This window comes from Gluconobacter potus, from assembly GCF_015244705.1.
Classification (GTDB): domain Bacteria; phylum Pseudomonadota; class Alphaproteobacteria; order Acetobacterales; family Acetobacteraceae; genus Gluconobacter; species Gluconobacter potus.
In genome coordinates, this window is the sequence record NZ_JABCQF010000001.1 from 136,594 (window position 1) to 148,303 (window position 11,710).

The 11,710-nt window shown below is 64.0% G+C and carries 14 protein-coding genes; 12 read left to right on the top strand and 2 right to left on the bottom strand.

Annotation, left to right across the window (positions count from 1 at the left end):
• The first annotated feature begins 72 nt into the window (after window positions 1–72).
• On the top strand, window positions 73–1,776 hold the full coding sequence (locus HKD31_RS00635; protein ID WP_370543885.1) for a stimulus-sensing domain-containing protein: 1,704 nt from the start codon (window positions 73–75) through the stop codon (window positions 1,774–1,776).
• A 134-nt stretch (window positions 1,777–1,910) separates the two neighbouring features.
• On the opposite strand, the gene HKD31_RS00640 is transcribed toward HKD31_RS00635, so the two are convergent.
• Together HKD31_RS00640 and HKD31_RS00645 are read right to left on the bottom strand one after the other, a co-directional pair.
• Window positions 1,911–2,303 carry a UrcA family protein gene (locus HKD31_RS00640; RefSeq protein ID WP_194263978.1) on the bottom strand — a complete coding sequence of 131 codons (393 nt, stop codon included), beginning with the start codon at window positions 2,301–2,303 and terminating at the stop codon, window positions 1,911–1,913.
• A gap of 169 nt (window positions 2,304–2,472) precedes the next feature.
• On the bottom strand, window positions 2,473–2,844 hold the full coding sequence (locus tag HKD31_RS00645) for an endoribonuclease L-PSP (RefSeq protein WP_228120097.1): 372 nt from the start codon (window positions 2,842–2,844) through the stop codon (window positions 2,473–2,475).
• A gap of 69 nt (window positions 2,845–2,913) precedes the next feature.
• On the opposite strand from HKD31_RS00645, the gene HKD31_RS00650 reads away from it, so the two are divergent.
• From HKD31_RS00650 to HKD31_RS00700, 11 genes are all read left to right on the top strand, one after another.
• Window positions 2,914–3,375: an HPr kinase/phosphorylase gene (locus HKD31_RS00650; protein WP_194263977.1), complete on the top strand. Its 462-nt coding sequence runs from the start codon at window positions 2,914–2,916 to the stop codon at window positions 3,373–3,375.
• A 49-nt stretch (window positions 3,376–3,424) separates the two neighbouring features.
• On the top strand, window positions 3,425–4,390 hold the full coding sequence (gene rapZ / locus HKD31_RS00655; RefSeq protein WP_041111387.1) for an RNase adapter RapZ: 966 nt from the start codon (window positions 3,425–3,427) through the stop codon (window positions 4,388–4,390).
• Window positions 4,387–4,827 carry a PTS sugar transporter subunit IIA gene (locus HKD31_RS00660; protein ID WP_024716673.1) on the top strand — a complete coding sequence of 147 codons (441 nt, stop codon included), beginning with the start codon at window positions 4,387–4,389 and terminating at the stop codon, window positions 4,825–4,827. Before rapZ ends, HKD31_RS00660 begins: the two co-directional genes overlap by 4 nt.
• 14 nt (window positions 4,828–4,841) lie before the next feature.
• The gene (locus HKD31_RS00665; protein ID WP_011252383.1) at window positions 4,842–5,141 is read left to right on the top strand and encodes an HPr family phosphocarrier protein; all 300 of its coding nucleotides are present in this window, start codon (window positions 4,842–4,844) and stop codon (window positions 5,139–5,141) included.
• A complete protein-coding gene (gene ptsP / locus HKD31_RS00670) occupies window positions 5,134–7,005 on the top strand; it encodes a phosphoenolpyruvate--protein phosphotransferase (RefSeq protein ID WP_194263976.1) in 1,872 nt (623 codons plus the stop codon). The genes HKD31_RS00665 and ptsP overlap by 8 nt, the downstream gene beginning before the upstream one ends.
• Before the next feature lie 58 nt (window positions 7,006–7,063).
• Window positions 7,064–7,618 carry a Fur family transcriptional regulator gene (locus tag HKD31_RS00675; RefSeq protein ID WP_024716671.1) on the top strand — a complete coding sequence of 185 codons (555 nt, stop codon included), beginning with the start codon at window positions 7,064–7,066 and terminating at the stop codon, window positions 7,616–7,618.
• Window positions 7,619–7,624: 6 nt separating this feature from the next.
• Window positions 7,625–8,089: a hypothetical protein gene (locus HKD31_RS00680; RefSeq protein ID WP_194263975.1), complete on the top strand. Its 465-nt coding sequence runs from the start codon at window positions 7,625–7,627 to the stop codon at window positions 8,087–8,089.
• A gap of 22 nt (window positions 8,090–8,111) precedes the next feature.
• Window positions 8,112–9,131 carry an asparaginase gene (locus tag HKD31_RS00685; RefSeq protein WP_194263974.1) on the top strand — a complete coding sequence of 340 codons (1,020 nt, stop codon included), beginning with the start codon at window positions 8,112–8,114 and terminating at the stop codon, window positions 9,129–9,131.
• Between the two features lie 86 nt (window positions 9,132–9,217).
• Window positions 9,218–10,645 (top strand): sugar porter family MFS transporter, encoded by a 1,428-nt coding sequence (locus HKD31_RS00690; RefSeq protein ID WP_228120099.1) that lies wholly within the window; start codon window positions 9,218–9,220, stop codon window positions 10,643–10,645.
• Window positions 10,646–10,732: 87 nt separating this feature from the next.
• Window positions 10,733–11,143 carry a hypothetical protein gene (locus tag HKD31_RS00695; RefSeq protein ID WP_194263973.1) on the top strand — a complete coding sequence of 137 codons (411 nt, stop codon included), beginning with the start codon at window positions 10,733–10,735 and terminating at the stop codon, window positions 11,141–11,143.
• A gap of 141 nt (window positions 11,144–11,284) precedes the next feature.
• Entirely contained in the window at window positions 11,285–11,710 is a 426-nt protein-coding gene (locus tag HKD31_RS00700) for a hypothetical protein (RefSeq protein ID WP_194263972.1), read from the top strand.

The window sequence follows — 11,710 nt, forward strand, 5'->3', positions numbered from 1 at the left end:
GGCCGCGACCGGCGCCGTGCCGAATCGGCCCGTGCGGGGCTGGGCGAGTCCCTGCGGAGTGTCGGCGCAAAGATCCTGAGGCGTCTGCGCCCCCGCCGGGCGTCGGAGATCTCTCTGTCGCGCCGGCGTCTGGCTTCGCCGCTTCTGGTGCGGATCCTGCTGCTCAATGCCCTGCCGCTTGCGCTTCTGGCCGTCACGCTGCTGTTTCTGGACCAGTTCCAGAACGGCCTGCTGGAAACCGACGTCAACGCCCTGCGCGAGCAGGCCCATATCTATGCCGGAGCCCTCGGCCAGTCCGCCGTCCGGGTCAGCGCCCATGCGCCCGGCCATCCGGCGCCCGGCGGCAATCTGGAGCTGGACGTCGCGCAGGCCCGCCCCCTGTTGGCCCGTCTGACCGAGCCGAGCCCCAACGCCCATGCCCTGCTGTTCGATCCGGACGGCAAGCTTGTCGTGGACAGTCGCACCGCCTCGCGTGGCAAACAGGATCATGCCGCTCCCGACCCTGCCGATGGAGGATCGTGGCAGCCGCCACGGCATAATGTCCTCGAAAGTTTCTACGACTGGCTGCTGTCGCTTCTGCCGCTGACCTCCAGCGAGGAAGTGACGCTCGACACCAACGACACCGCCATGGATGGCCCGCATGATGCCCAGCCGTTCCATTCCCAGGCGGAGCTGCCGCCCTTCATCCGGCGCACCAAAGACCATCAGCTTGTCGTAACGGTCGTAGAGCCTGTCGTGCGCGATGGCGTGACGGTGGGCGAAATCCAGCTCACCCGCCATGCGCCGGAAGTGGACCGCACGCTCTTTGCCGTCCGCTCCTCGATCCTGTCGCTGGTTCTGGCGGCCCTCGTCGTGACGGTGCTGCTGTCCTGGTACCTGTCGCTCACGATCGCCCGGCCTCTGCTGACGCTGGCGCGTGCGTCCAACGACATGCGCGAGACGGATGGCCGCAAGGACCTCGTGCCCGAGCGGCTTCTGGCCCGGCGTGACGAAATTGGCGTGCTGGCCCGCTCGCTCCGTGGCAGTGCGCTGGCGCTGTGGGCACGGATGGACGACATCGAACGCTTTGCTGCCGATGTCAGTCACGAGATCAAGAATCCGCTCTCTTCCATCCGCTCGGCCATCGAGACGCTTCCGCGCATCCAGATCGCGGAGCGGCGCGAGAGACTGCTCGGCATCATCAACAGCGACGTCAAACGGCTCGACCGCCTGATTACGGATATTTCCGATGCCAGCCGCATCGACGCGGAACTCTCCCGTGTGCGCCCTGAACCCGTTTCGGTCGTGGCCCTTCTGTCCATTCTGGCGGAAATGCATCAGACGACGCGCCGGGAAAACGATCCCGTGCTCCGGCTCGATGTCCGCGATCAGGACCCGCCGCTGAAGGCGCTGGCCGTGGAAGACCGGCTGGTGCAGGTCCTGCGCAATCTGATCGGCAATGCAGTGTCGTTCTCGCCGCCAAAGGGCATCATCGCCCTGCATGCCAGCGCGCGTGACATTGCCGGGGAAGGGCCCGGGACCGGCAGCGTGGTGGAAATCACCATTACCGATCAGGGCCCCGGTATTCCTCCCGGAAAGCTCGACAGCATTTTTGACCGTTTCTATTCAGAGCGGCCCCAGACCGAAAACTTCGGCCAGCATTCCGGACTCGGCCTCGCGATCAGCCGGCAGATCATTCACGCCCTGCGCGGCAGTCTGTTTGCCGAGAACCGCATGGATACGTCCGGGGCGATCCGCGGCGCCTGCTTCGTGGTGCGGCTGCCCCGCGCGCCCTGAGGCTGACAGCCGAACCGGGGCCTGAACGGTGATGGCTGGCCCCGAGGACAGCCCGTCGATCACGCCCGGCACGAGCGTCGCCGCAAAAGGCAGGGCCAGGACCAGCAGCGGGAGGAGATGTCGGGCCATGACCGTTACTTCCTGGCGGACAGGGCGAGGAAGACATGCCCGTTCCTGCGGCTGGCCCGCTGCTGGTCGCGCAGGTCATACAGGCTGGTCCGGGCATCGGAGAGGGCGTCCTGTTCGCAGTCAGTCACGTCGGTTGCGAGCAACCAGTCTTCCTCCTGAAGCTGGTGGCAGACGGCGTGGGAGGCCTGGGTGACCTGCTGTGTTGCCGTTTTCCAGTCCTTCAGGGACGTGAGATCCAGCGAGGACAGATCAACTGTCATGCTGACCCTGCCAGTGCTGGCAGGCGTGGTGCTGGCCGAAGTGGTCCCGGCGGATGTCGGGATAGCCCGAGCGGCCTGAAGCGGCAGGATGACGCTGGCAGACAGGGCGCAAATCAGAAGGGAAGAAAAGCGGATCATGGCATGAAGCTCCTGAAGAGGAATCCGACGCTCGTGGCGTCTGGAAATCTTCAATGCAGGAAGCGTGCCAGTTTCTGTTTTCCACGCTTTAAATCCGTTCGGAAACGCTACCTAAAGCCCTAAAACCGTAAAAGCGGGCCGTTACGCCACAAAATGGCGTATTTTGCTGTTATTTATCCGGTGTGGCGGTCAGGCTGAGGGCAATGCGCTGCTCGGGCAGGGGAAAACGCTGCACGATCCGCAGGGTCAGCGCGGGTTTTGCCGCCGCCAGGGCCTCGTTCAGAGCAGCCTGACACTGGGCGAAGGTCTGGCCTTCGCGAATCATGGCGGCGACGTGCCGGGTGTGGCCCAGGGTGAGGCCATGATCGGCCAGAGCTTCGGAAATGGCGGAAAGTGCTGCCTGACATTCATCCGAAAGCCGGCCGGGACGGTCCCCGTCCGGACCGAAGCCGCTGAAATCGGTGCAGGTGACTTCGTCTCCATGTACGGTGACGGTCTGGTGAGGGGAGGATGCGCCCATGGGTTCGTGGTCCTGCTCCATGTCAGGGATCCGTCATGCCCCTGTCCGACCCAAGGTCTTAGTCCGCTCCCATGGAGGTCACAATCCCTCATGTCCGTCCTGTCATTTCTGCCTGAAGGCTCGGTCCATGCCTGCTGCGTGGCGTGTAACGGAGACGGCGTGCTGATTTCCGGCCCTCCCGGCTCGGGGAAATCCGAGCTGGCTCTGCGGCTGATGGACGTGGGTTTCGATCTCGTGGCGGATGACCGGGTCCTGCTGGACGGCGCCGTGGCGTCCGCCCCCGAACGCCTTGCGGGGCTGATCGAGGTCCGGGGGGTTGGAATCCTTAGGACATCTTTTGTCACAAATGCGACGGTGCGTCTGCGGGTCTGTCTGGGCGAGGGGCAGCCCCGTCTGCCGGAGCCCTGCCGGGACCCGTGGACGGGAGCGGTCATGCTACGTCTGGAGCCCGGTTTTCCGGGAACGGTGGCGCGGATCAGGGCGGCCCTGAAGGCCTGCTGCGGCACCTATGAATGGGTGGCCGGAGCAGGCGAAAATGTTGCGGAAACGTGAAGGTGCGAAATAGTTCCGCACAAAGGGAAAAACGGCTAGAGTGTGGCGCATGGCATCGGCGAACCATCCCGAGTCTGGCTCCATATCCGGATATGATCATGGTTCCCGCCGGATCCTGATCGTGACGGGTCTGTCCGGGGCGGGAAAATCATCCATATTGCGGGTTCTGGAAGATCTGGGTCATGAGGTCGTGGACAACCCACCCCTGAACCTGATCCAGGCGCTCGCCTCACGGGCCGGGCAGAATCTGGCCATCGGGATCGACGTCCGCAGTCGCGGGTTCGAGGCCTCCCGCGTGCTGGAAGAGCTTGAACGCCTGCGACTTCTGCCCGACTGCTCGGTCCAGCTCCTTTACGCCACCGCCGAACCCGAAATCCTTCTGCGTCGCTTCACTGCCACGCGCCGCCGCCATCCACTGGTCACCAGCGGCACCATTCTTCCCGGAATTGAACAGGAAACCGCCCTTCTGGCCCCGCTGCGGGCCAATGCGGATCTCGTCATCGACACCTCCGACCTGCCATCGCCGGAACTGCGCCAGCTGATCGAGACGCGCTTTGGCAGCACGGGCGGGGAAGGGCTGACGGTTGCACTGATGTCCTTTGCCTATCCGTCCGGTCTGCCCCGCGAGGCGGACATGGTTTTTGATGCACGTTTCCTGCGCAATCCCCATTATGATCCTGCCCTCCAGCCCATGACCGGACTGGATGAGGCAGTGGTGCAGTATGTGAAGTCGGACCCGGCCTATCCCGCATTTTTCGGCCATATCCAGAGCCTTCTGGAGCTTGTGCTTCCCCGCTTCGTGGCGGAGGGCAAGAAATACGCGACCATTGCCATCGGGTGCAGTGGCGGCCGCCACCGCTCGGTGACGATCGTGGAAGAACTGGCCCGTATTCTCCCGAAAACCGTACCGGTCGGACCGATGATGGTCCTGCACCGCGAACTCGCCCGCAAGGGTCTGGCGTCCTGGCGCTGGGCCGTTCCTCCCCAGGATCCCTCACAGGACACAACGGTATGATCGGACTGATGCTGGTAACGCACGGGCGCCTTGGGGATGTCCTGCTGGAAACGCTGGTTCATGTTGTGGGGCCCCAGACCCAGGTCGGCGTGGTGGGCGTGGCGGATGATGACGATCCGGCGATGCTCCGCCCGGCCGCCGAGCGTCTGCTCCAGCGCCTCGATACCGGGGACGGGGTGCTTCTTCTGACGGACATTTTCGGCAGCTCGCCGTCCAATCTGGCGCTCTCGCTGCGGGAGCCGGGGCATGTCGAGGTCGTGTCGGGCGTGAATGTGCCCATGCTGGTCAAGCTGGCGAAAACGCGGCGGGATCTGGACCTTGCAGGCTGCGTGGAAAAGGCCACAATGGCCGGGCGGAAGTATATCGCCGTGGCGTCACAGCTTCCCGACCCCTGTCTCCATGGCGGGCCGCGTGCCTGTACGCTGCCGGTTCATTGAATTGAGTTCACTGAATGAGCGACACGACCCTTTCTCCCGGTACAGTTGCCCCCCGCACCGTCACCATCGTCAATCATCTGGGCCTTCATGCCCGTCCCGCCGCCAAGATCGTCACCACAGCCGAGCGTTTTGACGCCGAGACCACGATCGCCCATGGCACCAATGTCGTCTCCGCCCTGTCGATCATGGGGCTGATGATGCTGGGCGCGGGAGAAGGGCAGGACGTCACGCTGCGCGCCCACGGCCCGCAGGCCGCCGAAGCGCTAGATGCACTGGCAGCCCTGATCGCGGACGGGTTTGGCGAGCGTGACTGAAGCCTCAGGGCGACCGACCCGCAGCCGTTCCGCCCGCTCCTCCCGCCGCAGCCCGCGCTCCGGCGTTTTCCTTCAGGGCAAGGCCATCACGCCGGGTATGGGGCTTGGCCCGGCAGGGCGTGTCGAGGAACTTCCCCTTCCCGACATTACCGAGCGCTACAGCGCGATCGGGCCGGAAGCCGAGGGCGTCCGGCTGGATGAGGCGATCGCACGGGCGCTTCATCAGATCGAAAAGATGCGGGACCGGCTGGTCGGGCTGCCGGAAGAGGGCCGCGAGGAAATCGCCTCCCTTCTGATGGTCTATGAGCGGATGCTCGGCCCGTCGCGGCTGCTGCGTCAGGTCCGCAGCCGGATTGCCGATGACGGACTGTGCGCCGAGGCCGCGGTTTCAGAAGTGACGCATGAGCTTGCCTTGCAGGTCTCGCGCATGGCCGAAGCCGTGGCGCGCGAGAACAACACGCAGGAAGCCGATGCCAATCTGCGTCTGGCGGGTGAGTTCGAGGAAATCGGCCGCCGTCTTGTGCGGAACCTGACCGGCATTTCCTATCGCGCATTTTCCAGCCTGCCTCCGGGGTCCGTTCTGGTCGCCGAGCAGCTTCGCCCGGCGGATGTCGCGATGATCGACCCGGCCCGGATCGCGGCCGTCGTGACACAGGGCGGCGGCGGTGCGGATCACACGGCGATCCTGCTGCGTGCGCTCGACATTCCCGCCATCCTCGCCGTGCCGAACCTCATGGCGCAGGTGCAGGAAGGCGAGATGCTGGTCGTGGACGGGCATCTCGGCACCGTCACGCTTTCCCCCAACGAGACCGAACTGCGTCTGGCGGCGGAATCCGCACAGCGTGAAGTCAAGGAAAAGCGGGCTTTCGGGCGCCTTAAGCGTCTGCCTGCCCAGCTTCAGAGCGGCGAGGACATCGAGCTTTCGGCCAATCTGGAACTTCCGGCGGAAATGCCGATGCTGATGCGCAATGGCGCAAAGGGCATTGGCCTGCTGCGCAGCGAATTTCTGTTCGGTGAACGCGAGGACCTGCCGGACGAAGACGGCCAGACGGAGGCCTATCGCGCCATCGTTCAGGCCATGGATGGACGGCCCGTGACGATCCGCGTGCTGGACTGGGGCGGAGAAAAAGGCCGTGCCTGCATGCGCAGACTGGGGCTGGCGGAGCAGGTCGCGGACGGAGACAATCCCGCGCTGGGTCTGCGGGGCGTGCGGCTCCTGCTCCGGGTGCCGGAGGTCCTGGAAACGCAGTTCGCGGCCATCCTGCGCGCCGCTGAGCCTGCGGAGGGCGTTCCCCCCGGTCGGGTGCGGATCCTGCTGCCGATGGTCACATCATCGGACGAAATCGTGGACGCCCGCGAGATTTACGATCGCGTCGTGCGCCGCCTCAAGCGCAAGGGACACAAGCTTCCCGATCCGCTGCCTCCGCTGGGGATCATGGTCGAGACCCCGGCGGCGGCGCTCACGGTGGACACGCTGGCCCGACACGCCGATTTCATGGCGCTCGGCACCAACGACCTGACGATGTACACGCTCGCGGTGGACCGTGCAGATTCCATGGTGGCGGACCGCTACAGCCCGCTGCATCCCGGCGTGCTGCGCCTGATTGCAGCATCTGCGGATTCGGCACTGCGGGCGCGGCGTCCGATTTCGGTCTGTGGCGAAATGGCGTCCGATCCCCGGGTGGTGGCGCTGCTGATTGGCCTGGGTCTGCGGTCCTTTTCCATGAACTCCGCGTCTCTGCCACGCGTGAAGAGGCTGATCCGCACCCTTACGCTCGAAGACTGCGACCAGCTGCGCCGTCAGGTCATGCTGGAAACCGATCCGGTCGTGATCCGCGATCTGGTGCGGCAGTTCGCGACCTGAGAGCTGTTTGTGGCGGGGTCTCTCGGCAAAGCGCGACGGGAATGCCATATTGACCCTCATGCCGGATTCTTCTGCCATTGCTGACACGCTCACCTTTTCGCCCGAGGTCACGGAACGCCTCGATCGCACGGCCGAATGGTGCCAGCGCAACGGACAACGCCTGACGGAAACCCGCCGACTGGTACTGGGTCTGATTCTGTCGAGCGAGAAGCCCTCCGGCGCCTATGACCTTCTGGCCAGGCTGCGCCCCGCCCATCCGAAAGCCGCGCCGCCCACGGTTTACCGCGCGCTGGAGTTCCTGCTGGAGAACAGCCTGATCCACCGTCTGGAGCGGCTGAGCGCCTTTGTCGGTTGTTCGCACGCCGTGGAATGTCCGCATGGCTGCAATCACCATGACGAAGGCGGGATGCACCGTGCGCAGTTTCTGATCTGCCGCGGCTGCGACCGGGCCTGGGAACTGGAACAGGACGCCATTGCCCCGGTCCTGACCCGCGCGGCGCAAAGCATGGGATTCCGTGCCGAAGCCGCCACCGTTGAAATCGAGGGCCTGTGCGCGGCCTGCCAGAAAGCCGGCGTTACACCGGTGCGGCGTCCCAAAACCGCAGCGGGCTGAGACATCATGGGCCGCCGTTCCCCGCCCCCGGCGTCCCTGTTTGAAAAGCTGCCGAAGTCTCGCCGCCCCCGGTCTTCCAGTGCGCCACTCCCCGTTCCCGCGCCTGTGACGGAGCAGCCGGACCTTCTGGACTGGAGCCCACCGCTCACGCATCTGGCCGCTGCGGATGTTGAAGCCTGTTTTCTGGATCCCGCCGGTTTCCGCCCCCCTGCGGGAGAGGCATTCGTGTATCACCTGACGGATGCCGGAACTGCCCGGAGCCTCGTGCGGGATGGCCTGCCGCTGGCGGACGGCCTCATGTTCCGCACGGCCGTCAATCTGGCGGAAGACCTCGCGGATGTTTCTGCCGCAGGCGAGATGGGCGTGGTGCGGGTGCGTCGCCGCCTGATCCAGCCCTGGCTGACAGAGGATCGCCAGGACGGCCGTCCGTGCTATGTGCTCGGACCACAAACGTCATCACAGACACCATGAGAGGCAGGGAGAGAAATTCATTATGGCAGCACAGTCGGGCCTTCTGGCCGAGGTCACGCGCGGTGGACGTGTGGAATCCCACCATCTGGGCCGGGCCGTCGTCGTGGATGCCGATGGTGGCGTGGTCTGGTCCTGCGGTGACGTGGATGCCGCTGTCTTCCCGCGCTCAACCGTCAAATCCCTGCTGGCGATCGAACTGGTGGAAAGTGGCGCGGCCGACCGGCTTGGCCTGAGCAGTGACGCGCTGGCTCTGGCCTGCGCCTCGCATGGTGGCGAGCAGGCCCATGCCGAAATGGCCGCTACGATGCTGGCTTCCGTGGGCCGGGATGTCGGGTCCCTGGAATGTGGAACGCACTGGCCGACCTATGAACCCGCGGGCCGCGCTCTGGCCGCTGCCCATCAGAACGCCTGCCCGCTGCACAATAACTGCTCCGGTAAACATGCGGGCATGGTGTGCCTGTCCTGCGATCAGGGTGTCGACCCAACCGGCTATATCGATCCGTCCCACGAGATCCAGCGCCGCGTGACGGATGTGCTGGCTGTAATGATGGATACGCCGCATGACGACAGCAATCGCGGCATGGATGGCTGCTCCATGCCGACCTATGCCGTTCCGCTGAAAGCGCTGGCGAAAGGCTTTGCAAGATTTGGCGCGGGAACCGGACTGTCCGAAGGGCGTTTCCGTGCGGCTACACGACTTCGTGAGGCCGTGGCGGCCAATCCGTTCATGGTGGCCGGGACGGGACGCTACGACACGAAAATCATGGATCGCTTCGGCACAAGGGCTTTCGTGAAGATGGGCGCGGAAGGCGTGATGATCGCCTCCCTGCCGGAGTTGGGCCTCGGTCTGGCGATCAAGACCGATGACGGCGCCAATCGTGCGGCGGAGGTTGCGATGTCCGCCCTGCTGCGTCGCTTCGGCGGGGAAACCCTGTGTGCGGACGCAGCAGACCGCGACATTCTGGACACGACATCCGTCCAGATGCTGCGGAACTGGAACGGCTTCACGGTCGGCGAAATCCGCAGTGCCCTGCCGCTGTAAAGGGTTTTGTGTTACAGATTACGGATATGGCATCCCGGCAACAGGGGGTGTCACTTTATGACTGAGTGAAAGGAACGCGCTACCAGATGAATGATCAGGTCGGAACGACAGAGACCCTGTTGCCGCAGGATGACAGCAGCACATCCATTTTCGATGCAACACGCTTCAAGATCATCGCCATCGGCGTGATCGCGGCGCTGGCGGGCCTCATGTCCGGACTTGATATCGGGGTCGTCGCGGGCGCACTGGATCTTTTCGGCAAGGAATATCACGCGTCCACCGTCGCGCTGGAATGGGTCGTCAGCTCCATGATGGCCGGTGCGGCGGCGGGTGCGCTGAGTGCGGGCTGGATGTCCAAGGCGCTTGGCCGCAAGCATTCCCTGATCGTGGGTGGCGCGATTTTCGTCATCGGGACGATCGGCTGTGCGATGAGCTGGTCAGTCGCCTCCATGATTTCCTTCCGGGTGGTCATGGGGATCGCGGTCGGTATTTCCGCCTTCACGGCGCCGCTCTACCTGTCTGAAATCGCCAGCGAGGACGCGCGCGGGGCGATGGTCTCGACCTATCAGCTTATGGTGACGATCGGCATTTTCATTGCGTTCCTGTCCGACACGTATTTTTCCTATAGCGGCAACTGGCGCTGGATGTTCGGCGTCGCCGGCATCCCGGCCGTGCTGTTCCTGATCGGCGTCCTGTTCCTGCCCTACAGCCCGCGCTGGCTGATGGCGCAGGGACGGCAGAAAGAAGCCAAGCAGATCCTCCTGGACCTGCGGGATGATCCGCTGGAAGCCGCCAAGGAAATCCGCGCCATCCGCGAGCAGCTGGAGACGAAACAGGAAGGCTTCAAACTCTTCCTGACCAACTCCAATTTCCGTCGTTCCGTGGCGCTGGGCGTGATGCTGCAGATGATGCAGCAGCTCGCAGGCATCAACATCGTCATGTATTACGCGCCCAACATCCTCGCGGCCGCGCATTTCGATGCACAGTCGCAGATGTGGTGCACGGCCATCATCGGTCTGGTGAACATGCTCGCGACCTTCGTGGCGCTGGGCCTGGTCGATCGCTGGGGCCGCAAGCCGATCCTCTATGCTGGCTTTACGGTCATGGCGCTCGGCATGGGCGTTCTGGCCATGCTGCTCCAGACCGGCATGACCACGCAGTCCTCGCAGATCGCGGCTGTCTTCCTGCTGATGATCTTCTGCGCTGGTTTCGCCATGTCGGCGGGACCCCTGACATGGGTCCTGTGTTCCGAAATCCAGCCGCTGGCCGGACGTGATTTCGGGATTGCCATTTCGACCTTCACCAACTGGATGACCAATCTTCTGGTCGGCGTGAGCTTCCTGACCCTCATGCAGACGCTGGGAACGGCGGGCACGTTCTGGCTCTTCGCCGGACTGAACGCGCTGTTCCTGCTGCTGACGATCCTCTTCGTCCCCGAGACCCGGGGCATGTCTCTCGCCGTCATCGAAAAACGGCTCATGCAGGGTGTGAAACTCCGCAAACTGGGCCGCTAGAGTTTTCCGGGCATCACCATCGAGTGACCATGCGCCCGGCCCCTCTGGCCGGGCGTTTTCATGTCAACCTTCACCAAGGAAACGCGCTTGAGCGAATTTTCCCCATCTTCCCGTGACATCAGCCGCGGCGGCGTCCTGCTCGTCTATGCGCTTTATATCGCCCGGTTTTTTACCGGAATCAGCCTGCTGGCGGGTGTCATTCTCGCCTATCTTCTGCGTCGTTCGAGCGTCGGGGTGGAGCGGATGCATCTGAACTGGCTGGTACGCCTGTTCTGGTACGATGTGGCTTTCATCATCGGCACAGCCGCCCTGTTCCTGGCCTGCTTCATGACGGAACCACCGGGAAGTTCAGGCCCCGGTCAGCTTCTCTTTCTGCTGCCGATCGGCATTTTCGTTGTCTGGAACATCGTCCTTTTGGTCGCGCTCATTGTGGGGCTGCGGGGCTTTCTGGCCGGACGTGGCCCACTACCGGAGCGCTTCCGGGCTTTGGCCGAGTAGGTTTCGTGGTCGAACTGGCGTAATTCGCCAGTTTTCCGGCTTTCAGACTGACCGCTCTTGCCAGAACATCGGTAAATCCGGTTTTGGCACGGTTCATGCATCTAGGTTGCTGTCGAGTTTTTCTCAGAGGAGCTTTCCCTCATGTACGCATCCTACGCCCCGTATGAACCCGCAAACCGCTACAGCCGCGGAGACGACGCCGAAACCGGGCGCGATCTGGTCCTGCTGGTTTATGCCCTGTACATCGCCGGCTTCTTCACGGGCGTGACCGCCCTGATCGGGGTGATGATCGCGCATTTAGGCCGCCGCTCCGCGACGGGTTTGAAGCGTGCGCAGCTGGACTGGCAGATCCGGATGTTCTGGTACGGCGTTCTGGCCCTGACGGTCATCGGGATGATCCATCTCATGGTCGCGGGTCTGGGCGCCATCACGGGCGGCCTCGGACTGGTGTTCATGGTGGTGCCATGGGGGCTCACGCTCGCCTGGGGAATCCTTACGGCCTGGGCGATTGCGCGCGGCGTTCATGCCGCGCTGCTCAACCGCCCCGTTGCTACTGCACAGTTCTGA

Coding starts and splice junctions, on each gene's coding strand:
- HKD31_RS00640 (WP_194263978.1), bottom strand. CDS start 2,303: ATGATCCGCTTTTCTTCCCTTCTGATTTGCGCCCTGTCTGCCAGCGTC.
- HKD31_RS00645 (WP_228120097.1), bottom strand. CDS start 2,844: ATGGAGCAGGACCACGAACCCATGGGCGCATCCTCCCCTCACCAGACC.
- HKD31_RS00650 (WP_194263977.1), top strand. CDS start 2,914: ATGTCCGTCCTGTCATTTCTGCCTGAAGGCTCGGTCCATGCCTGCTGC.
- rapZ (WP_041111387.1), top strand. CDS start 3,425: ATGGCATCGGCGAACCATCCCGAGTCTGGCTCCATATCCGGATATGAT.
- HKD31_RS00660 (WP_024716673.1), top strand. CDS start 4,387: ATGATCGGACTGATGCTGGTAACGCACGGGCGCCTTGGGGATGTCCTG.
- HKD31_RS00665 (WP_011252383.1), top strand. CDS start 4,842: ATGAGCGACACGACCCTTTCTCCCGGTACAGTTGCCCCCCGCACCGTC.
- HKD31_RS00675 (WP_024716671.1), top strand. CDS start 7,064: ATGCCGGATTCTTCTGCCATTGCTGACACGCTCACCTTTTCGCCCGAG.
- HKD31_RS00680 (WP_194263975.1), top strand. CDS start 7,625: ATGGGCCGCCGTTCCCCGCCCCCGGCGTCCCTGTTTGAAAAGCTGCCG.
- HKD31_RS00685 (WP_194263974.1), top strand. CDS start 8,112: ATGGCAGCACAGTCGGGCCTTCTGGCCGAGGTCACGCGCGGTGGACGT.
- HKD31_RS00690 (WP_228120099.1), top strand. CDS start 9,218: ATGAATGATCAGGTCGGAACGACAGAGACCCTGTTGCCGCAGGATGAC.
- HKD31_RS00700 (WP_194263972.1), top strand. CDS start 11,285: ATGTACGCATCCTACGCCCCGTATGAACCCGCAAACCGCTACAGCCGC.